The sequence below is a fragment of the Leclercia sp. LSNIH3 genome (genome assembly GCF_002935105.1).
GTDB lineage: Bacteria > Pseudomonadota > Gammaproteobacteria > Enterobacterales > Enterobacteriaceae > Enterobacter > Enterobacter adecarboxylatus.
The window spans coordinates 1,750,068-1,770,456 of the sequence record NZ_CP026387.1 but is presented as its reverse complement, the minus strand read 5'-3'; the positions used below and the strand labels follow the sequence as shown (position 1 = coordinate 1,770,456).

General features: G+C 57.3%; 19 protein-coding genes. 13 read left to right on the top strand and 6 right to left on the bottom strand.

The annotated features are described in order from the left end of the window. Positions 1 to 197 precede the first annotated feature (197 nt). The 4 genes from osmY (at position 198) to C3F35_RS08535 (ending at position 3,097) form a co-directional block, all read left to right on the top strand. A complete protein-coding gene (osmY, locus tag C3F35_RS08550; protein WP_032616406.1) occupies positions 198 to 815 on the top strand; it encodes a molecular chaperone OsmY in 618 nt (205 codons plus the stop codon). Positions 816 to 938: 123 nt separating this feature from the next. Then, complete coding sequence (locus C3F35_RS08545) at positions 939 to 1,100, top strand: DUF1328 domain-containing protein (RefSeq protein WP_002887716.1); 162 nt, start codon at positions 939 to 941, stop codon at positions 1,098 to 1,100. A 147-nt stretch (positions 1,101 to 1,247) separates the two neighbouring features. Next, on the top strand, positions 1,248 to 2,318 hold the full coding sequence (locus tag C3F35_RS08540; RefSeq protein WP_032616407.1) for a patatin-like phospholipase family protein: 1,071 nt from the start codon (positions 1,248 to 1,250) through the stop codon (positions 2,316 to 2,318). Continuing rightward, positions 2,315 to 3,097 (top strand): metal-dependent hydrolase, encoded by a 783-nt coding sequence (locus C3F35_RS08535; protein ID WP_032616408.1) that lies wholly within the window; start codon positions 2,315 to 2,317, stop codon positions 3,095 to 3,097. The genes C3F35_RS08540 and C3F35_RS08535 overlap by 4 nt, the downstream gene beginning before the upstream one ends. Here the strand turns inward: C3F35_RS08535 and C3F35_RS08530 are convergent. Both C3F35_RS08530 and C3F35_RS08525 read right to left on the bottom strand, forming a co-directional pair. Further along, positions 3,092 to 3,952 carry a YjjW family glycine radical enzyme activase gene (locus C3F35_RS08530; RefSeq protein WP_103792702.1) on the bottom strand — a complete coding sequence of 287 codons (861 nt, stop codon included), beginning with the start codon at positions 3,950 to 3,952 and terminating at the stop codon, positions 3,092 to 3,094. The genes C3F35_RS08535 and C3F35_RS08530 overlap by 6 nt on opposite strands. Continuing rightward, a complete protein-coding gene (locus tag C3F35_RS08525; protein ID WP_103792703.1) occupies positions 3,924 to 5,465 on the bottom strand; it encodes a YjjI family glycine radical enzyme in 1,542 nt (513 codons plus the stop codon). The genes C3F35_RS08530 and C3F35_RS08525 overlap by 29 nt, the downstream gene beginning before the upstream one ends. A gap of 260 nt (positions 5,466 to 5,725) precedes the next feature. Between C3F35_RS08525 and deoC the strand changes: the two genes are divergently transcribed. The 4 genes from deoC to deoD all read left to right on the top strand — a co-directional run bounded on the left by deoC (position 5,726) and on the right by deoD (position 10,004). Continuing rightward, a complete protein-coding gene (gene deoC, locus C3F35_RS08520; RefSeq protein ID WP_059308769.1) occupies positions 5,726 to 6,505 on the top strand; it encodes a deoxyribose-phosphate aldolase in 780 nt (259 codons plus the stop codon). Between the two features lie 55 nt (positions 6,506 to 6,560). After that, complete coding sequence (gene deoA / locus C3F35_RS08515; protein ID WP_032616412.1) at positions 6,561 to 7,883, top strand: thymidine phosphorylase; 1,323 nt, start codon at positions 6,561 to 6,563, stop codon at positions 7,881 to 7,883. 50 nt (positions 7,884 to 7,933) lie between these two features. Further along, on the top strand, positions 7,934 to 9,157 hold the full coding sequence (deoB, locus tag C3F35_RS08510; protein WP_059308768.1) for a phosphopentomutase: 1,224 nt from the start codon (positions 7,934 to 7,936) through the stop codon (positions 9,155 to 9,157). 127 nt (positions 9,158 to 9,284) lie between these two features. After that, positions 9,285 to 10,004, top strand: coding sequence for a purine-nucleoside phosphorylase (gene deoD / locus C3F35_RS08505; RefSeq protein ID WP_006174049.1), 720 nt, complete (start codon positions 9,285 to 9,287; stop codon positions 10,002 to 10,004). Positions 10,005 to 10,055: 51 nt separating this feature from the next. On the opposite strand, the gene lplA is transcribed toward deoD, so the two are convergent. Beyond that, complete coding sequence (gene lplA, locus C3F35_RS08500; protein ID WP_103792704.1) at positions 10,056 to 11,072, bottom strand: lipoate--protein ligase LplA; 1,017 nt, start codon at positions 11,070 to 11,072, stop codon at positions 10,056 to 10,058. A gap of 39 nt (positions 11,073 to 11,111) precedes the next feature. Then, positions 11,112 to 11,756, bottom strand: a complete 645-nt coding sequence (locus C3F35_RS08495) for a YtjB family periplasmic protein (protein ID WP_032616416.1) — start codon at positions 11,754 to 11,756, stop codon at positions 11,112 to 11,114. A gap of 121 nt (positions 11,757 to 11,877) precedes the next feature. On the opposite strand from C3F35_RS08495, the gene serB reads away from it, so the two are divergent. From serB to nadR, 3 genes are read left to right on the top strand one after another with little or no spacing between them, the layout of a single operon-like run. Beyond that, complete coding sequence (gene serB / locus C3F35_RS08490; protein ID WP_103792705.1) at positions 11,878 to 12,846, top strand: phosphoserine phosphatase; 969 nt, start codon at positions 11,878 to 11,880, stop codon at positions 12,844 to 12,846. Positions 12,847 to 12,857: 11 nt separating this feature from the next. Next, on the top strand, positions 12,858 to 14,243 hold the full coding sequence (gene radA, locus C3F35_RS08485; protein WP_032616418.1) for a DNA repair protein RadA: 1,386 nt from the start codon (positions 12,858 to 12,860) through the stop codon (positions 14,241 to 14,243). 35 nt (positions 14,244 to 14,278) lie between these two features. Further along, on the top strand, positions 14,279 to 15,511 hold the full coding sequence (gene nadR / locus C3F35_RS08480) for a multifunctional transcriptional regulator/nicotinamide-nucleotide adenylyltransferase/ribosylnicotinamide kinase NadR (protein ID WP_103792706.1): 1,233 nt from the start codon (positions 14,279 to 14,281) through the stop codon (positions 15,509 to 15,511). A gap of 78 nt (positions 15,512 to 15,589) precedes the next feature. On the opposite strand, the gene ettA is transcribed toward nadR, so the two are convergent. Beyond that, a complete protein-coding gene (ettA, locus tag C3F35_RS08475) occupies positions 15,590 to 17,257 on the bottom strand; it encodes an energy-dependent translational throttle protein EttA (protein ID WP_032616421.1) in 1,668 nt (555 codons plus the stop codon). A gap of 220 nt (positions 17,258 to 17,477) precedes the next feature. On the opposite strand from ettA, the gene sltY reads away from it, so the two are divergent. Both sltY and trpR read left to right on the top strand, forming a co-directional pair. After that, the gene (sltY, locus tag C3F35_RS08465) at positions 17,478 to 19,415 is read left to right on the top strand and encodes a murein transglycosylase (protein WP_032616422.1); all 1,938 of its coding nucleotides are present in this window, start codon (positions 17,478 to 17,480) and stop codon (positions 19,413 to 19,415) included. A gap of 56 nt (positions 19,416 to 19,471) precedes the next feature. Beyond that, positions 19,472 to 19,798, top strand: coding sequence for a trp operon repressor (gene trpR / locus C3F35_RS08460; RefSeq protein ID WP_032616423.1), 327 nt, complete (start codon positions 19,472 to 19,474; stop codon positions 19,796 to 19,798). Positions 19,799 to 19,873: 75 nt separating this feature from the next. On the opposite strand, the gene yjjX is transcribed toward trpR, so the two are convergent. Then, positions 19,874 to 20,389: an inosine/xanthosine triphosphatase gene (gene yjjX, locus C3F35_RS08455; RefSeq protein ID WP_032616510.1), complete on the bottom strand. Its 516-nt coding sequence runs from the start codon at positions 20,387 to 20,389 to the stop codon at positions 19,874 to 19,876.

Genomic DNA, 20,389 nt, shown 5'->3' with positions numbered 1-20,389 from the left:
ATTAGCCAATTCTGAAAGCAGCGCTGCGAGAGTGATCTATATTTAACTCAGTGTTTAACACCGGGCGCAGATGAAAGCTCCACTCAATGCGTGTTGATAAGGTTCTCATCTCGCCCGAGTGTTGATTAGTAGGATGAAAGACTACTTACACATGATGATTTACGCTCGAATTCGGAGCAAACCACAGGAATACATCGATGAATACTAAAAAACTGAAGATTTCGAAAACTCTGCTGGCGGTAATGATGGGTAGCGCTCTGGTATGCGGTTCTGCAATGGCAGAAACCACCGCCACTGATAAAGCGCAATCCACAGCAAACACCGCTGGGGAAAAAATCGATAACTCTATGAATAAAGTCGGTAACTTCATGGATGACAGCTCTATCACAGCGAAAGTAAAAGCGGCGCTGGTGGATGCTGATGATATTAAGAGCACCGACATCTCCGTAGAAACCGAGAAAAATGTGGTCACGCTGAGTGGCTTTGTCGAGAGTCAGGCGCAGGCTGAAAAAGCGGTTGCCGTGGCGAAGAAGGTAGAGGGTGTGACCTCTGTCAGCGACAAACTGCATGTGCGTGACGGTAAAGAGCAGTCTGCCAAAGGCTATGCCGGAGATACTGCAACTACCAGCGAAATCAAAGCTAAACTGTTAGCTGATGACATCGTGCCATCACGTAAAGTGAAAGTTGAAACCACCGACGGTGTTGTTCAGCTGAGCGGTACTGTGGATTCAAAAGCACAGAGCGATCGTGCCGAGAGCATCGCAAAAGCCATTGATGGCGTGAAAAGCGTTAAAAACGACCTGAAAGTTAAATAAAACACCACAATCGCCCTTCTGGCTGAGGCCAGAAGGCGAGATAAGAATTAAACCTTAGTATCGCCGTGAGCAACCTGAGCGCTCACCATGCGGTCGACATTAACTATGGTAAAGGAGAGTCTTATGTTTCGTTGGGGCATCATTTTTCTGGTTATCGCGTTAATTGCCGCCGCTCTGGGTTTTGGTGGTCTGGCGGGTACCGCGGCGGGTGCGGCGAAAATTGTCTTCGTCGTCGGTATTATCCTGTTCCTGGTTAGCCTGTTCACCGGACGCCGTCGTCCATAGCTCAGGTTATGGGTTAGTTGACGAAAAAGGCTCATGCTCTGCATGAGCCTTTTTTATGGCTGGCGTTTGTCGGCATCCGATTTGAGTAATACGCCGGGTGTACGCTACTGTGTAATAACAAAACAAATAAAAAACAGGACAGCAGAGGTGGGACAGCGAATTCCGGTTACGCTCGGCAACATTGCGCCGCTGGCGCTGAAACCCTTTCGACCAGGCCAGATGGCCCTGGTGTGTGAGGGCGGCGGACAGCGAGGGATCTTCACGGCTGGCGTGCTGGACGAATTTATGCGCGCGCAGTTTAACCCGTTTGATCTCTACCTTGGCACCTCCGCCGGGGCGCAAAATCTCTCGGCCTACGTCTGTCATCAGCCGGGCTATGCCCGGAAAGTGATCATGCGTTACACCACGTCCCGCGAATTTTTCGATCCACTGCGCTTTGTACGCGGCGGGAATCTTATCGACCTCGACTGGCTTCTGGAGGCCACTGCCAGCCAAATGCCGCTGGCAATGGATACCGCTTCGCGCCTGTTCGATACCGGAAAAGCTTTCTGGATGTGCGCCTGTCGCGGCGATGACTACTCGGCCAGCTACTTCTCCCCGCAAAAAGAGAACTGGCTGGATATTCTTCGCGCCTCCAGTGCCATCCCTGGTTTCTATCGCACCGGCGCAGCGCTGGACGGCATTGCCTATCTGGACGGTGGGGTTAGCGACGCGATCCCGGTGCAGGAGGCGGCCCGCCGCGGTGCCCAGACCATCGTGGTGATCCGCACCGTGCCGTCGCAGATGTACTATACGCCGCAGTGGTTTAAGCGGATGGAACGTTGGCTGGGCACCAGCAGCCTGCAACCGATGCTGAATCTGGTTTCACATCATGAGGCCAGCTACCACACCATCCAGCGTTTTATCGAGAAGCCGCCGGGTAAGCTGCGCATCTTTGAAATCTATCCCCCGCGTCCGCTTAACAGCATGGCGCTGGGCAGCCGCGTGCCCGCCCTGCGGGACGACTACAAAACCGGGCGCCTGTGCGGGCGTTATTTCCTGGCCACGGTGGGCAAGCTGTTAGCTGAACGTCCGCCGCTGCGCCGCCATCAGCATATTATTGCCCCTGCTCCGGTGGTGGTTCCCCCGGCAAGCGTGGCCAACGATGCTGTCACCACGCCGCTGGTGATGGCCCCTGAGGCCAATGACACCCTGTTTGATAACGAGGATCTGGCGTGACTTACCGCTTTATCGATACCCATTGCCACTTTGATTTCCCGCCTTTTACTGACGATGAGCCTGCCAGCATTCAGCGTGCCGCCGATGCGGGAGTGATGGCGATTGTGGTGCCATCGATTGATGTGGCGAGCATCGATCGCGTCCTGCGCCTCGGGGCGCGCTATCCGACGCTGTATATGGCGCTGGGCCTGCATCCGATTGTGATCGAATCCCACCAGGATGCACATCTGGATCAACTGGAAGCGGCGCTGGCTGCGCGCCCGGAAAGACTGGTGGCGGTAGGGGAGATCGGCCTCGATCTTTATCGGGAGGATCCGCACTTTGATCGTCAGGAGGCGATCCTCGACGCACAGCTGAAGCTGGCGAAACGCTACGATCTGCCGGTGATCCTCCACTCCCGGCGTACCCACGACAAACTGGCGATGCACCTTAAACGGCAGGATCTGCCGCGTACCGGCGTGGTCCATGGTTTTGCTGGCAGCCTGCAGCAGGCGCAGCGCTTTGTCGAGATGGGCTATAAAATTGGCGTCGGCGGCACGATCACCTATCCACGGGCCAGTAAAACGCGCGATGTAATGGCACAATTACCGCTCTCCGCTCTGCTGCTGGAAACCGATGCCCCCGACATGCCGCTCAACGGTTTTCAGGGCCAGCCGAACCGCCCGGAGCAGGCGGCGCGGGTGTTTTCGACTCTGTGTGAACTGCGTGACGAGCCTGCGGATGAGATCGCTGCGGCATTGCTGAACAACACCCGCACGCTGTTCGATCTGCCGCTATAAATAGAGCGCCGGGCGGATCACCCTGATCCGCGCATGCTCCAGCATCCCGGCCAGTGGTTCGACATCCTCTGCCGTGGCGCTACGCCAGTGTCGGGCTTCGCCATAGACGCCGTGCGCATGGAAGGCGTTGATCCTGACTGGCACATCCCCTAACTGGCGAATAAACGCGACCAGCTCCCGGCGGTGCGTCAGGTAATCGCAGCGATCCGGGATCACCAGCAGACGCAGCTCGCTCAGCCGGTGGTGCGCGGCCAGCCAGTGGATGCTGCGCTTGATAAGCGCGTTGTCGCGCCCGGTCAGATAGCGATGGTGCGCCGCATTCCAGGCTTTAAGATCCAGCATCGCACCGTCAAACACCGGGAGCAGTTTTTGCCAGCCGGTTTCGCTTAACAGACCGTTACTGTCCACCAGACAGGTCAAATGTTGCAGCTGTGGATCGGCCTTCAGGGCTGAAAACAGCGCCAACAGAAACGGCAGCTGTGTGGTGGCTTCTCCGCCGCTGACGGTGATGCCGGAGATAAAGGGTGACACGTTGCGGATCTGCGCCACCACCTCCTCCACGCTTAAACGCAGCGCCATGGGCGTCGCCTGCTGCGGGCACATCTGCAGACAGGTGTCGCACTGCTGACAGCGGGCATCATCCCACCAGACCCGTCCAGCCTGAATGTTCAGCGCGTCATGCGGGCAGTGCGGCACGCACGACGCGCAGTCGTTGCAGCGGCCTATCGTCCACGGGTTGTGGCAGGTTTTGCAGCGCAGGTTGCACCCTTGCAGAAACAGGGCCAGGCGGCTGCCAGGCCCGTCAACGCAGGAGAACGGGATAACCTTACTGACTAAAGCGCATCTGTTGTTCATGGCTTATCACGCGCGGCTGGCGCTCCAGAATACGGGTGTTACGGGCGGCCTCTTCACCCAGCCAGGTGGTGTTGGTACGCGAGCCTTCGGCGCGGTATTTCTCCAGATCGGAAAGCCGCACCATATAGCCAGTGACGCGCACCAGATCGTTACCCGAAATATTGGCGCTGAACTCGCGCATCCCGGCGCGGAAGGCACCCAGACAAAGTTCCACCACCGCCTGCGGATTGCGTTTGATGGTTTCGTCCAGAGTCAGGATATCGCTGATCCCGGCGTGATAGTGCTGATGATGCGGCGCAACCGCCAGCAGATGGCTGATCGGATCGGGCTCTTCACCATAAGGCAGACGCGCGCCCGGCGTGGTGCCAACGTCAGAGCTGATCCCCGACTGGGCATGCAGCAGGGCGCGTTGCTTCCAGCCGTACCTGACCGGGGTATTTTCCACAAAGGTCGCTAACTGTTCGCTGATGCGATACCCCAGGGCGTTGGCCTGCTGATCTTTACCGTAGCGCCCCGTAATCCCGGCTTTCTCGCACAGCACATTCACCGCTTCGGCCAGGCCATACATGCCGAACATCGGCACAAAACGGTCGGGATCGATCAGCCCTTCTTTTACCAGGAAGCTATTCTCAAAGAAGCCGGATTGTTGATACAGGAAGTCGCAGCGCGCATTGATGATGGCGATCTGCTGCTGGCAATAGTAAGGCAGCGTGCGGGTAAAGAACGCCTCAGGCGTTTCGCTTTTTTCCGCGATGGCTTTCAGGTTGAGACGTACCAGGGTACTGCCGCCGCCCGCCAGCGGCAGGGAGTTGTAACAGCTGACGACGCCAAAGCCTTTTTTTGTGAAAATTTTATCATTTACCGGCCCGTTGGCGATGTGCGGTTTGCTGCATTCGCAGATGTTGCTGGCTACCTCCAACAGCAGATCATCCGGGGTGATCTCAGGATCATAAATAAAGGTTAGATTGGGTGAAACCTGCTTAAGCTCTGCATCTGCGCGTAAAATGGCGCGTGTCACGGGGCCGTCTGCCGGGCCGATATTGACGTGGGTAAAGGCATCCGGCAGGGTACGGTCGAGATAGCGCCAGAAACGTTTTATTCGAAAATCGATTTCTTGTTGTGTTAGAATTCTAACATACGGCTGCAGCAGCGTATCGAGATGGCCGAGGTACACCGGCATGCCGGTAACGGACGGAACATGGTGGTAAAGGATGGTTAACAGCGACAGGGCATCGTCCAGATCCTTTGCGCCTTCCAGCTCCAGCCATTCCGAGCCCTGTTTCAGGAACATCGCATAGTCGGGTAACACATAGCGTGGCTTGTACGGCGCATGGCCCTCAAACATATCGCAGATAAACCCCGCCTCCAGCGCCTGACGCGCTTCGGGGGCTAACGTCGGGTAGGGCAGGTTGTTTTCTGCCTCCAGCGCCAGAAAATGGCGTTTTTGTTCGGGGCTTAACACCGGGCTTGTCACAATTTGCTGGCAACGTTGTTGCAGGGCATCGGGGGTCATGTTCGCTTCCTTTTTCTTCTGCATGATGGGGAAGGATTGTAAAAAGAGTCCCGACCACTGCCTTTGATCCCGGGCGTGTACCTGACGCTTTAATCAGCAGTTGTAGCTAAATTATTTGAAGTTGATCTCATTACTGTTATGCAAATTTGTACGCCTATTTCATTAACTGTGATGAATGTCGAAGTGAGAATGCGGGTGGATGTTAGAATACTCACAGACCCGCAAGGTAAAATTTTACGGCTATACGCCGGGAGAATGTTATGACCGATTTAACCGCAAGCAGCCTGCGCGCCCTGAAACTGATGGATCTGACCACCCTGAATGACGACGACACCAACGAGAAAGTAATCGCTCTGTGTCATCAGGCAAAAACGGCCGTGGGCAATACCGCTGCTGTCTGTATCTACCCGCGTTTCATTCCGATCGCCCGCAAGACCCTGAAAGAGCAGGGTACGCCGGATGTGCGCATCGCCACCGTCACCAACTTCCCGCACGGTAACGACGATATCGAGATCGCGCTGGCTGAGACCCGCGCCGCTATCGCTTACGGTGCTGACGAAGTTGACGTGGTCTTCCCGTACCGTGCGCTGATCGCCGGTAACGAGCAGGTTGGTTTCGATCTGGTTAAAGCCTGTAAAGAAGCTTGCGCTGCGGCAAACGTGCTGCTGAAAGTGATCATCGAAACCGGCGAACTGAAAGAAGAAGCGCTGATTCGTAAAGCGTCTGAAATCTCCATCAAAGCAGGTGCCGATTTCATCAAAACCTCTACCGGTAAAGTCCCTGTGAATGCCACCCCGGAAAGCGCACGCATCATGATGGAAGTGATCCGCGACATGGGCGTGGAAAAAAGCGTGGGCTTTAAACCGGCAGGCGGCGTGCGTACCGCGGAAGACGCGCAGCAGTTCCTGGCGATTGCCGACGAGCTGTTCGGTGCCGACTGGGCCGACGCCCGTCACTACCGCTTCGGTGCCTCCAGCCTGCTGGCCAGCCTGCTGAAAGCGCTGGGTCATGGCGACGGTAAGAGCGCAAGCAGCTATTAAGATTTGATTTGCCGGGTGGCGCTACGCTTACCCGGCCTACTTTCGGGAGGTTACCGTGTTTCTCGCACAAGAAATTATTCGTAAAAAACGTGATGGTCATGCTTTAAGCGACGAAGAGATCCGTTTCTTTATCAACGGCATTCGCGACAATACCATCTCTGAAGGGCAGATTGCCGCCCTGGCGATGACCATTTTCTTCCACGATATGGCGATGCCGGAGCGCGTGTCGCTGACCATGGCGATGCGGGATTCAGGAACCGTTCTGGACTGGAAGAGCCTTAACCTTAATGGCCCGATCGTGGATAAACACTCCACCGGCGGCGTGGGTGATGTGACCTCGCTGATGCTGGGGCCAATGGTCGCTGCCTGCGGCGGCTATATCCCAATGATCTCCGGGCGCGGCCTCGGCCATACTGGCGGCACGCTCGATAAACTGGAAGCCATCCCGGGCTTCGATATCTTCCCGGATGACAGTCGCTTCCGTGACATTATTAAAGACGTTGGTGTGGCGATTATCGGCCAGACCAGCTCTCTTGCCCCGGCGGATAAGCGTTTTTACGCCACGCGTGACATTACCGCGACCGTTGACTCCATCCCGCTGATCACCGCCTCTATCCTCGCCAAAAAACTGGCTGAAGGGCTGGATGCATTGGTGATGGACGTGAAAGTGGGCAGCGGCGCCTTTATGCCGACCTATGAACTCTCCGCTGCGCTGGCCGAAGCGATCGTTGGCGTCTCCAACGGCGCAGGCGTGCGCACCACCGCGCTGCTCACTGACATGAACCAGGTGCTGGCCTCCAGCGCCGGTAACGCGGTCGAAGTGCGCGAAGCAGTCCAGTTCCTGACTGGCGAATACCGCAACCCGCGCCTGTTCGACGTGACCATGGCGCTGTGCGTCGAGATGCTGATCTCCGGTAACCTCGCCAAAGACGACGCCGAGGCCCGTGCCAAACTGCAGGCGGTGCTGGATAACGGCAAAGCGGCCGAAATCTTTGGCCGGATGGTTGCTGCGCAGAAAGGCCCGACCGACTTCGTGGAAAACTATGCCAAATACCTGCCAACGGCGATGCTGAGCAAAGCGGTTTACGCAGATACGGAAGGTTTTGTCTCTGCCATGGACACTCGCGCGCTGGGCATGGCGGTAGTATCGATGGGTGGCGGTCGTCGTCAGGCATCGGACAGCATTGATTACAGCGTCGGCTTTACCGATATGGCCCGTCTGGGCGACAGCGTTGACGGCCAACGTCCGCTGGCGGTGATCCACGCGAAAGATGAAAACAGCTGGCAGGATGCGGCGAAAGCAGTGAAGGCCGCCATCACCCTGGCAGATAAAGCTCCAGAAAGCACACCAACCGTCTATCGTCGCATTACCGAATAGCGGTATACTGATCTGATCGCTTTTTTATAAGCACTGAGTACGGAGAACATATGAAACGTGCATTTATTATGGTGCTGGACTCTTTCGGCATCGGCGCTACAGAAGATGCAGATCGCTTTGGTGACACCGGTGCAGATACCATGGGTCACATCGCTGAAGCCTGTGCTAAAGGCGAAGCAAACAACGGGCGTCAAGGCCCGCTGAATCTGCCAAACCTGACCCGCCTGGGTCTGGTAAAAGCCCACGAAGGCTCTACCGGCCACGTTGCCGCGGGTATGGATGGTAACGCGGAAGTGGTGGGCGCATACGCCTGGGCGCACGAGCTTTCTTCCGGGAAAGACACCCCGTCAGGTCACTGGGAAATCGCTGGTGTACCGGTTCTGTTCGACTGGGGCTATTTCTCCGATCACGAGAACAGCTTCCCGCAGGAGTTGCTGGATAAGCTGGTTGAGCGCGCTAACCTGCCGGGCTATCTCGGCAACTGCCACTCTTCCGGGACCGTGATTCTGGACCAGCTTGGCGAAGAGCACATGAAAACCGGCAAACCGATTTTCTATACCTCCGCTGACTCCGTGTTCCAGATTGCCTGCCATGAAGAGACCTTTGGCCTGGATCGCCTGTACGAGCTGTGCGAAATCGCCCGTGAAGAGCTGACCGAAGGTGGCTACAACATTGGCCGCGTGATCGCGCGTCCGTTTGTTGGCGACAAGCCGGGTAACTTCCAGCGTACCGGCAACCGTCACGACCTGGCTGTGGAGCCGCCAGCACCTACCGTGCTGCAAAAACTGGTTGATGAGAAAGATGGCCAGGTGGTCTCCGTCGGTAAAATCGCGGATATCTATGCCAACTGCGGTATCACCAAAAAAGTGAAAGCCACCGGTCTGGACGCGCTGTTCGACGCGACCGTGAAAGAGATGAAAGAAGCGGGCGACAAGACGATCGTCTTTACCAACTTCGTTGATTTCGACTCCTCCTGGGGCCACCGTCGTGACGTCGCAGGCTATGCTGCGGGTCTGGAACTGTTCGACCGCCGTCTGCCGGAGCTGATGGAGCTGGTGGGGGAAGATGACATTCTGATCCTGACCGCCGACCACGGCTGCGACCCGACCTGGACCGGTACCGACCACACTCGCGAGCACATTCCAGTGCTGGTGTACGGCCCGAAAGTCAAACCAGGCTCGCTGGGGCACCGTGAAACCTTCGCGGACATCGGCCAGACCATTGCGAAATACTTTGGTACGTCCGACATGGAATATGGCAAGGCTATGTTCTGATGTCACGGTGGGGGCGGCCTGATGCCCTCACCCCAGCCCTCTGCCACAGGGAGAGGGAGAACAGCATGTAGGCCGGGTAAGGCGCAGTCGCCACCCGGCAAAAACAACAATGTAAAAGGAACTGAAGATGGCAACTCCTCACATTAATGCAGAGATGGGTGATTTCGCTGACGTCGTTTTGATGCCGGGCGACCCGCTGCGCGCGAAGCATATCGCTGAAACTTTCCTCGAAGACGTGCGTGAAGTGAACAACGTTCGCGGCATGCTGGGCTTCACCGGTACGTACAAAGGCCGCAAAATTTCCGTAATGGGTCACGGCATGGGTATCCCATCCTGCTCCATCTACACCAAAGAGCTGATCACCGATTTTGGCGTGAAGAAAATCATCCGTGTTGGCTCCTGTGGCGCGGTGCGCATGGACGTTAAGCTGCGCGATATCGTTATCGGCATGGGTGCTTGCACCGATTCCAAAGTGAACCGTATTCGCTTTAAGGATCACGACTTTGCCGCCATCGCAGACTTCGACATGGTGCGTAACGCGGTAGACGCGGCGAAAAACCTGGGCGTTGACGCGCGCGTGGGCAACATCTTCTCTGCTGACCTGTTCTACTCCCCGGACGGCGAAATGTTCGACGTGATGGAGAAGTACGGCATCCTGGGCGTGGAAATGGAAGCGGCAGGTATCTACGGCGTGGCAGCAGAGTTCGGCGCGAAAGCTCTGACCATCTGCACCGTGTCTGACCATATCCGTACTCACGAGCAGACCACTGCCGCTGAACGTCAGACCACCTTCAACGACATGATCAAAATCGCGCTGGAATCCGTTCTGCTGGGCGATAAAGAGTAATTATCTCCTCCTCCCTCTCCCTTTGGGGGAGGGAGGAAGCAAGGCCGTTCGTTACCGTACCGCCCGCGCAATCCACGCCGACAGCTCCCGCAACTCTCTCTCCTGCTCCGGGAAATCGCCAATCAGGGCGTCACACGCCTGCTGCAGCATATCTGCCCGATACAAACAGCCCTGCAAACGCGCTGCGAGAGCCTCTAACGGCGCCGGGTTCAGGCTATCGGTAAAGACCTGCGTGCGCGAGATGTGGCCCTTCTCGACGTCGAAGTGCAGCTCCACGCCGCCCCAGGTAAACCGCTCATCCAGCAGGTGCGAGAAGGCAGGGGCCTGGCCGAAGTTCCACTCCCAGCTGCTCTGGCGGGCAAAGGTCTCGGCAAAGTTTGGCAGATCCGGCGTCTTATCCGGGGAGATTACTTCAGCCTCTACGCGCTCGCCATAATGGGCGAAAAAGGCCTCACGGATCGCGTCGCAGATCTGTTCGTGAGTCACGCCGGGCAGCAGATCCACCAGATTCGCAACCCGGCCACGCACCGAGGTGATCCCTTTGGCCTGCAGCTTTTTCTGGTCGGGATTGAGGTAGTTTGCCAGGCGGCTGAGATCGGCATTCAGCAGCAGGGTGCCGTGGTGAAAACCGCGGTCCATGGTTTCACGATAGGCCGATCCCGAGACCTTACGATCGCCCTCGGCGGTCTTGACCACCAGATCGTTGCGCCCGGACGCTTCCGCGGTCGCGCCCAGCGCCTGTAATGCGCTCAGCACGATGTTGGTGGAGATGGTTTTGTCGTACTCCGGCTTGCCGGCCATAAAGGTAAAGCAGGTATTCCCGAGATCGTGGAACACCGCGCCGCCGCCGCTGCTACGACGCGCCAGGCGCACGTTGTCCTCTTCCATGCGGCGCGTGTTGCACTCTTTCCACGGGTTTTGCGCCCGGCCAATGACCACCGTATCGGCGTTGCGCCACAGGAACAGCACCCGCTGCGTGGCGGGCATCTGGCGGAAGATGCACTCTTCTACGGCGAGATTAAACCAGGGATCGTAAGAGTCAGAGATAAGCAGGCGTAATGTCGTCATAGCAAAGTTCCTTTTCTGAATCGTTTGGTTACTTTAATACTATTCCTTCTTCTCGCTCTCTTCCTCTTCGGGTACCGACTTGCTGGCGGTGAGCAGGAATGGCGACTGCTGCCAGCGGGTGCGTTTGCCCTGTAACAATGTGCGGGTCAGCACCACGCCAATCGCCAGCGACAGCAGCAGCATCAGGCGCAGGATATTGGTGGTGTTATCCACCTGCTTGGCCTCAGTGGCTAAGGTATGGGTGTCAAGGGTAAGACGCAGGTAGCCGAGAGGGCCATTTTTGCCCTGAATCGGCTCCACCAGCTGCTGGTTGAAGTAGCCGCCGGCTTTTTTACCATCCAGCGCCAGCCTGTCGCGCACCTCAACATGCTCTCCCGCCCGGGCGATCAGCGCGCCTTCGTTGTCATACACGCTGGCATCCAGAATGCGGCTCTCGTCGGTCAGCAGACGTAGCACCTGCCCAATGCGCTTTTCATCTGGCGTTTCGGTACGCATCAGAGGGGCGACGTTAAGCGACACCTGTCGCGCCAGCGTGTGCGCCAGCTCTTCAAGCTGTGGGTTACGCTGTCGTTGATGATTCTGGCTGAACCAGGATGCGCCCTGCATCAGCGCCACTAACAGGGCCAGACAGGAGAGGACAATCACGGCTCGATGAAGCCGGAATTTTAGTTTTGCACGAGCCATATTCCACCTGCTGAAAATTTTCGGGGTTAATGTTGCCAGAAGTGATGGTTACAAGGTAGCCTCATGCGTTATTTTCACCCCCTGGATGATTCCCGGCGCGAACGATTTTACAGGAGCTTTAATGCCAAACATTACCTGGTGCGACCTGCCCAATGATGTCTCTTTATGGCCAGGATTGCCGCTCTCATTAAGTGGCGATGAGGTAATGCCGCTGGACTACCATGCTGGTCGTAGCGGCTGGCTGCTGTATGGCCGCGGCCTGGATAAACAACAGTTAACCCAATATCAGAGCAAGCTGGGTGCCGCGATGGTGATCGTCGCCGCCTGGTGCGTGGAAGATTACAAGGTCATTCGTCTGGCCGGTTCTCTGACCCCGCGCGCCACCCGTCTGGCGCACGACGCCGGGCTGGATGTGGCTCCGCTCGGTAAAATCTCGCATCTGAAAACCCCGGGGCTGCTGGTAATGGACATGGACTCCACCGCCATTCAGATCGAGTGCATCGACGAGATCGCCAAACTGGCCGGCACCGGAGAGATGGTGGCCGAAGTAACCGAGCGCGCGATGCGCGGCGAACTGGACTTCACCGCCAGCCTGAAACAGCGCGTGGCGACCCTGAAGGATGCCGACGCCAATATTCTGCTCCAGGTCCGCGAAAAGCTGCCGCTGATGCCTGGTCTGGTGCAGCTGGTACTGAAGCTGGAGACGCTGGGCTGGAAAGTGGCGATCGCCTCCGGCGGGTTCACCTTCTTTGCCGAGTATCTGCGCGACAAGCTGCGTCTGGATGCCGTGGTCGCCAACGAACTGGAGATCCTTGACGGTAAGCTGACCGGAAACGTAGTGGGCCAGATTGTCGATGCCCAGTTTAAAGCCAGCACCCTGACCCGTCTGGCGGAAAAGTATGATATCCCGGTTGCCCAGACGGTGGCGATTGGCGACGGCGCGAACGACCTGCCGATGATTAAAGTGGCCGGGCTTGGCATTGCTTACCATGCTAAACCGACCGTGAATGAAAAGACGGAAGTGATTATCCGTCATGCTGACCTGATGGGGGTGTTCTGCATTCTCTCCGGCAGCGTGAACCAGAAATAAAGAGGTAAAACGTGGCGAAAGCTCCAAAACGCGCATTTGTCTGTAATGAATGTGGTGCGGATTATCCGCGCTGGCAGGGGCAGTGCAGTGCCTGCCATGCCTGGAATACCATCACCGAAGTGCGCGGGGTTGCCGCTTCGCCAACCGTTGCCCGTAACGAGCGTCTCAGCGGTTATGCGGGCAACGCGGGTGTATCGAAGGTTCAGAAGCTCTCCGACATCAGCCTGGAAGCCCTGCCGCGCTTCTCCACCGGGTTTAAAGAGTTTGACCGGGTGCTGGGCGGCGGCGTCGTGCCGGGGAGCGCCATTCTGATTGGGGGTAGCCCGGGCGCGGGGAAATCAACCCTGCTGCTGCAAACCCTGTGTAAGCTCGCGTCGCAGATGAAAACCCTGTACGTCACCGGTGAAGAGTCATTACAGCAGGTGGCGATGCGCGCGCACCGGCTCTCTTTGCCCACCAACGATCTGAATATGCTCTCCGAGACCAGCATCGAGCAGATCTGCATGATTGCTGAGGAAGAGCAGCCGAAGCTGATGGTGATCGACTCCATCCAGGTGATGCACATGGCCGATGTGCAGTCCTCGCCGGGCAGCGTCGCCCAGGTGCGTGAGACCGCGGCCTACCTGACGCGCTTCGCCAAAACCCGCGGCGTGGCGATCATTATGGTCGGCCATGTCACCAAAGATGGCGCCCTGGCCGGTCCGAAGGTGCTTGAACACTGTATCGACTGCTCGGTGATGCTGGATGGCGATGCCGATACCCGTTTCCGTACTCTGCGCAGCCATAAAAACCGCTTCGGTGCGGTGAATGAGCTGGGCGTGTTTGCCATGACCGAGCAGGGGCTGCGTGAAGTCAGTAACCCGTCGGCCATCTTCTTAAGCCGTGGTGATGAAGTCACCTCCGGTAGCTCGGTGATGGTGGTCTGGGAAGGGACGCGCCCGCTGCTGGTGGAGATTCAGGCGCTGGTCGATCATTCGATGATGGGCAACCCGCGTCGCGTTGCGGTGGGCCTGGAACAAAACCGTCTGGCGATTTTGCTGGCGGTGCTGCACCGCCATGGCGGCCTGCAGATGGCCGATCAGGATGTGTTTGTGAACGTGGTCGGTGGGGTAAAAGTCACCGAAACCAGTGCCGACCTGGCCCTGCTGCTGGCGATGGTCTCCAGCCTGCGCGACCGTCCACTACCGCAGGATCTGGTGGTCTTTGGCGAAGTCGGGCTGGCAGGGGAGATCCGTCCGGTGCCGAGCGGCCAGGAGCGTATCTCCGAGGCGGCAAAACACGGCTTCCGCCGGGCGATTGTGCCTGCCGCGAACGTGCCCAAAAAATTACCGGAAGGGATGCAGGTCTTCGGGGTGAAAAAACTCGCAGATGCGTTAAACGTCTTTGACGACTTATAATTACCTCTTCGATGTTGCAGGAGGCACCGTAATTTATGTCGTCATTTGACTATATCAAGACCGCTATCCGCCAAAAGGGCTGCACCTTGCAGCAGGTGGCGGAAGCCAGCGGTATGACCAAAGGCTATTTAAGCCAACTGCTGAATGCCAAAATCAAAAGCCCCAGCGCGCAGAAGCTGGAAGCGCTGCATCGCTTTTTGGGGCTTGAATTTCCGCGCATGCAAAAGAACATCGGCGTGGTGTTCGGCAAGTTTTATCCGCTGCATACCGGGCATGTCTACCTCATCCAGCGCGCCTGTAGCCAGGTGGACGAACTGCATATCATCATGGGCTACGATGATAAGCGCGACCGCGAGCTGTTCGAAGCCAGCGCCATGTCCCAGCAACCTACCGTATCCGATCGCCTGCGCTGGTTGCTGCAAACCTTTAAATACCAGAAAAACATTCGTATTCATGCCTTTAACGAAGAGGGCATGGAGCCGTATCCCCACGGCTGGGACGTGTGGAGCAATGGCATAAAAGCCTTTATGGAAGAGAAAGGGATTCAGCCTAACTGGATCTATACCTCTGAAGAGTCCGATGCCTCGCAATACCCGGAACACCTGGGAACGGAGACGGTGCTGATTGACCCCAAACGCACCTTTATGAACATCAGCGGAGCGCAGATCCGCGAAAACCCGTTCCGCTATTGGGAGTACATTCCCACCGAAGTGAAGCCGTTCTTTGTGCGCACCGTGGCGATCCTCGGCGGGGAGTCCAGCGGTAAATCCACGCTGGTCAACAAGCTGGCGAACATCTTTAACACCACCAGCGCCTGGGAGTATGGCCGGGATTATGTCTTCTCACACCTCGGCGGGGATGAGATGGCGTTGCAGTATTCCGACTACGATAAAATCGCGCTGGGCCATGCGCAATACATTGATTTTGCGGTTAAATACGCTAATAAAGTGGCGTTCATTGACACCGATTTCGTCACTACTCAGGCGTTTTGTAAGAAGTACGAAGGGCGCGAGCACCCGTTTGTGCAGGCCCTGATCGACGAATACCGCTTTGACCTGGTGATCCTGCTGGAGAACAACACGCCGTGGGTAGCGGATGGGATGCGCAGCCTGGGCAGCTCGGTGGACCGGAAAGAGTTCCAGACCATGCTGTTGGAGATGCTGGAAGCGAACAATATCGACTTTGTGCATGTGGAAGAGGCAGATTATGACGGCCGTTTCTTGCGTTGCGTGGAGCTGGTGAAAGAGATGATGGGGGAGAAGGGGTAACCCCCTTACAGCAATCCTCTTCCACAAGGGGAGGGGCAGGCATAAAAAAACGGCAACCTGTAGGTTGCCGTTTTGCTTTTATTTCGAGATACGCTTGTACTTGATACGCTTCGGCTCCAGCGCGTCGGCGCCCAGCGTGCGTTTCTTGTACTCTTCGTATTCGGTGAAGTTACCTTCGAAGAACTCCACTTTACCTTCATCCTGGTAGTCCAGAATGTGGGTCGCGATACGGTCAAGGAACCAACGGTCGTGCGAGATAACCATCGCGCAGCCCGGGAACTCCAGCATGGCGTTTTCCAGCGCACGCAGGGTTTCGATGTCCAGGTCGTTGGTTGGTTCATCGAGCAGCAAGACGTTACCGCCAACCTGCAGCAGTTTGGCCAGGTGTAGACGGCCACGCTCACCACCGGACAGCTCGCCCACACGTTTACCCTGATCAACACCTTTGAAGTTAAAGCGGCCTACATAAGCGCGGCTTGGCATCTCGGTGTTGCCGATACGCATGATATCCTGCCCGCCGGACACTTCTTCCCAGACGGTTTTGCTGTTATCCATGGCGTCACGGAACTGGTCAACGGAGGCCAGCTTCACGGTCTCACCCAGGGTGATGGTGCCACTGTCAGGGGCTTCCTGACCGGACATCATACGGAACAGGGTTGATTTACCCGCGCCGTTCGGGCCGATGATGCCCACGATCGCGCCTTTCGGTACCGAGAAGCTCAGATCGTCGATCAGCACGCGGTCGCCGTAAGACTTACGCAGGTTGCTGACTTCCACCACTTTGTCACCCAGACGTGCTCCAGGCGGAATGAACAGTTCGTTGGTTTCGTTACGTTTCTGGTATTCGGCGTTGTTCAGCTCTTCGAAGCGTGCCAGACGGGCTTTACCCTTAGACTGACGGCCTTTCGCGCCCTGACGAACCCACTCCAGCTCTTTCTCAATCGACTTACGACGCGCCGCTTCCTGAGAAGCTTCCTGCGCCAGACGTTGATCTTTCTGCTCCAGCCAGGAGGAGTAGTTACCTTCCCACGGAATACCTTCACCGCGGTCCAGCTCCAGGATCCAACCGGCAACGTTATCGAGGAAGTAACGGTCGTGGGTGATCGCCACAACGGTACCTTCGAAGTCGTGCAGGAAGCGTTCCAGCCAGGCTACGGATTCCGCATCCAGGTGGTTCGTTGGTTCGTCGAGCAGCAGCATGTCTGGTTTTTCCAGCAGCAGACGGCACAGCGCGACGCGGCGGCGTTCACCACCGGACAGTTTTTCAATTTTTGCATCCCAGTCTGGCAGACGCAGGGCATCGGCCGCGCGCTCCAGCTGCACGTTCAGGTTGTGACCGTCATGTGCCTGGATGATCTCTTCAAATTTGCCTTGCTGGGCGGCGAGCTTGTCGAAGTCGGCATCCGGCTCGGCGTACTTCGCGTAGACCTCGTCCAGGCCTTTCAGCGCGTTAACCACTTCAGAAACGGCTTCTTCAACGGATTCGCGAACAGTGTGTTCCGGGTTCAGCTTCGGTTCCTGCGGCAGGTAACCGATTTTCAGGCCAGGCTGCGGACGGGCTTCACCTTCGATGTCTGTATCGATGCCCGCCATGATGCGCAGCAAGGTGGACTTACCGGCACCGTTGAGACCCAGCACACCAATTTTTGCGCCCGGGAAAAAGCTCAGCGAGATATTTTTAAGAATATGACGTTTCGGCGGGACCACTTTGCCGACACGATGCATGGTATAAACGAATTGAGCCACGTTGGACTTCGCCTCTTTTATCGTGATGAGAATAGTGGCGAAGTGTAGCCTTTTTCCCTCTCTAATCCCAGCCATCGACGCCGGGAGTGTTAAAGCGCGCAAGAAAGGTAAAAATGTGTCCATGACGTGGCGCGTTAAGCGATGCCTGGTTAGCATAAGTTAAAGACGCTTTTGCGCGGCAAGACGCTGCATTTAACGACGATTAACAGAGGACGAGCGTGTGGTAAAAGCCAAACAGGTGGCCTGGCGAGTACTGGCTGCCAGCGTATGTGTGCTGACCATCAGCAGCGCAGCGCGAGCCGATTCACTGGATGAACAACGTAACCGTTATGCCCAGATCAAACAGGCGTGGGATCAGCGACAGATGGAGACGGTGCAGGCCCTGATGCCGACGCTTAAAAACTATCCGCTGTATCCCTATCTGGAATACCGTCAGCTGACTGACGATCTGATGAACCAACCGACGATCACCGTCAAAAACTTTATTCAGGCCAACCCGACGTTGCCGCCTGCGCGCACGTTGCAGTCGCGTTTTGTGAACGAACTGGCGCGTCGCGAAGACTGGCGCGGCCTGCTGGCCTTTAGCCCGGAGAAGCCTGGCACCACCGAAGCGCAGTGTAACTACTACTACGCGAAGTGGGCGACCGGTCAGCAAGAGGAAGCCTGGGACGGTGCCAAAGCATTGTGGCTTACCGGGAAAAGCCAGCCGAACGCCTGCGACTCGCTGTTTGGCGCCTGGCGCGCGTCCGGCAAGCAGGATCCACTGGCCTATCTTGAGCGCATCCGTCTGGCGATGAAAGCGGGTAATACCCGTCTGGTGACCACCCTCGCCGGGCAGATGCCGCCGGAGTACCAGACCATCTCCAGCGCCCTGATCCAGCTGGCGAACGATCCGAAGACGGTGATGGACTTTGCCCGCAATACCGGCGCTACCGATTTTACGCGTCAGATGGCGGCGGTGGCCTTTACCAGCGTGGCACGGGATGACGTGGAAAACGCGCGGTTGATGATCCCCTCCCTTGCCCAGGCACAGCAGTTGAATGACGATCAGACTCAGGAGTTGCGCGATATCGTGGCGTGGCGACTGATGGGCAATGACCTCACCGACGAACAGGCCCGCTGGCGCGACGACGCGATCATGCGCTCGCAGTCTACCTCGCTGGTAGAGCGCCGCGTGCGTATGGCGCTGGGCAACGGCGATCGCCGCGGCCTGAACACCTGGCTGGCGCGCCTGCCGATGGAGGCCAAAGAGAAGGATGAATGGCGCTACTGGCAGGCCGATCTCCTGCTGGAGCGAGGCCGCGATGACGAAGCGAAAACCATTCTGCATACCTTGATGCAGCAGCGCGGATTCTATCCGATGGCCGCGGCCCAGCGGCTGGGCGAAGAGTACAATCTCAAGATTGATAAAGCGCCGGCTGGCGTCAACGCGGCGCTGGTGAATGGGCCGGAGATGGCCCGGGTGCGTGAGTTGATGTACTGGAATCTGGATAACACGGCCCGCAGTGAATGGGCGAATCTGGTGACCAGCCGTACCGTGGAAGAGAAAGCGCAGCTGGCGCGCTACGCCTTCGATAACCGCTGGTGGGATCTGAGCGTGCAGGCGACGATCGCCGGCAAGCTGTGGGATCATCTTGAAGAGCGTTTCCCGCTGGCCTATAAGGATCTGTTTGAACGCTACACCAGCGGGAAAGACATTCCGCAGAGCTACGCGATGGCGATTGCCCGTCAGGAGAGCGCCTGGAACCCGAAAGTGCGCTCGCCGGTGGGGGCCAGCGGTCTGATGCAGGTGATGCCTGCCACGGCCGCCCATACGGTGAAGAAGTTTAATATTCCAGGCTACAGCAGTCCGTCGCAGCTTCTGGATCCCGAGACCAACATCAACATCGGCACCACCTATCTGCAGAGTGTCTACAACCAGTTCGGGGATAACCGTATCTTCGCTTCGGCGGCCTACAACGCTGGCCCGGGTCGCGTGCGTACCTGGCTTGGCAACAGCGCCGGACGCATTGATGCCGTGGCCTTTGTTGAGAGCATTCCGTTCTCGGAAACACGCGGCTATGTGAAGAACGTGCTGGCGTATGATGCTTACTATCGCTATTTCATGGGAGAGAAAGATGCCCTGATGAGCGACAGTGAGTGGCAGCGACGTTACTGATCGGTGTGGGTTATGTTATGCTTGTACTCGTTTAAGAGTACGACAGGCGGCATAACATGACCCAGCATTCCCCTTATTCATCGGCTATGGCCGAACAACGGCATCAGGAGTGGCTTCGTTTTGTGGAGCTGCTTCGCCAGTCTTATGAACAGGATCTGCATTTGCCGCTGCTGCAGCTGATGCTCACGCCCGACGAGCGCGAGGCGCTGGGCACGCGGGTGCGGATTATCGAGGAGTTGCTGCGCGGCGAGATGAGCCAGCGCGAGCTGAAAAGCGAGCTGGGGGCGGGGATCGCCACCATCACTCGCGGATCGAACAGCCTGAAATCAGCGCCGGTTGAACTGCGCCAGTGGCTTGAAAATATCCTGTTGAAAAACGCCTGATGGCGCTGCGCTCATCAGGCCTGCAACTGACAGTGTTTACCTCAGGCTGCATAAGGCGAAGCCGCCATCCGGCAATTAGCGGTAAATGGCGTTATGAAACGGACTTAACGCCAGAATCACCGCCTGGTGGTAAACGCTTGAACGCGTCAGCGCCCCGGCGGTAAAGACCCCAATCGCCCCCTCTTTACGGCCAATCTCATCAATGCCCGTGTAGTGTGACATCACCGGGCCGAGGGCTTCGCCTTCGCGCACTTTATCCAGAATGACCTCCGGCAGTGGCAGGGTGGCAGAACGCGCTTCGCCGCGCTGTTCGCGGCTCTCGATAACCACCCAGCTAAAAGTTGCGCCTTCGTCAATTCCCGCTTCAATCGCCACCCAAAAATCCGCGTCAGGACGGGCTGCACGGGCGTTAGCCACGCGGTTGCGGGCGCCAGCCCGTGTTTCTTCGCTGCCGAATGGCTGTTCCGGGACGCCGCTCTCGACGTTGACGGACTCAATGTGGCAGGATCCTTCGCCGTAAATCTCGTCAAATGCCCTTAGAATTGCCTGAATTTTGGCAGGATTAGTGGTAGCAGAGATAACCTGGTGCAT

Coding starts and splice junctions, on each gene's coding strand:
- osmY (WP_032616406.1), top strand. CDS start 198: ATGAATACTAAAAAACTGAAGATTTCGAAAACTCTGCTGGCGGTAATG.
- C3F35_RS08545 (WP_002887716.1), top strand. CDS start 939: ATGTTTCGTTGGGGCATCATTTTTCTGGTTATCGCGTTAATTGCCGCC.
- C3F35_RS08530 (WP_103792702.1), bottom strand. CDS start 3,952: ATGAACAACAGATGCGCTTTAGTCAGTAAGGTTATCCCGTTCTCCTGC.
- C3F35_RS08525 (WP_103792703.1), bottom strand. CDS start 5,465: ATGACCCCCGATGCCCTGCAACAACGTTGCCAGCAAATTGTGACAAGC.
- deoC (WP_059308769.1), top strand. CDS start 5,726: ATGACCGATTTAACCGCAAGCAGCCTGCGCGCCCTGAAACTGATGGAT.
- deoB (WP_059308768.1), top strand. CDS start 7,934: ATGAAACGTGCATTTATTATGGTGCTGGACTCTTTCGGCATCGGCGCT.
- deoD (WP_006174049.1), top strand. CDS start 9,285: ATGGCAACTCCTCACATTAATGCAGAGATGGGTGATTTCGCTGACGTC.
- lplA (WP_103792704.1), bottom strand. CDS start 11,072: ATGACGACATTACGCCTGCTTATCTCTGACTCTTACGATCCCTGGTTT.
- C3F35_RS08495 (WP_032616416.1), bottom strand. CDS start 11,756: ATGGCTCGTGCAAAACTAAAATTCCGGCTTCATCGAGCCGTGATTGTC.
- serB (WP_103792705.1), top strand. CDS start 11,878: ATGCCAAACATTACCTGGTGCGACCTGCCCAATGATGTCTCTTTATGG.
- nadR (WP_103792706.1), top strand. CDS start 14,279: ATGTCGTCATTTGACTATATCAAGACCGCTATCCGCCAAAAGGGCTGC.
- trpR (WP_032616423.1), top strand. CDS start 19,472: ATGACCCAGCATTCCCCTTATTCATCGGCTATGGCCGAACAACGGCAT.
- yjjX (WP_032616510.1), bottom strand. CDS start 20,389: ATGCACCAGGTTATCTCTGCTACCACTAATCCTGCCAAAATTCAGGCA.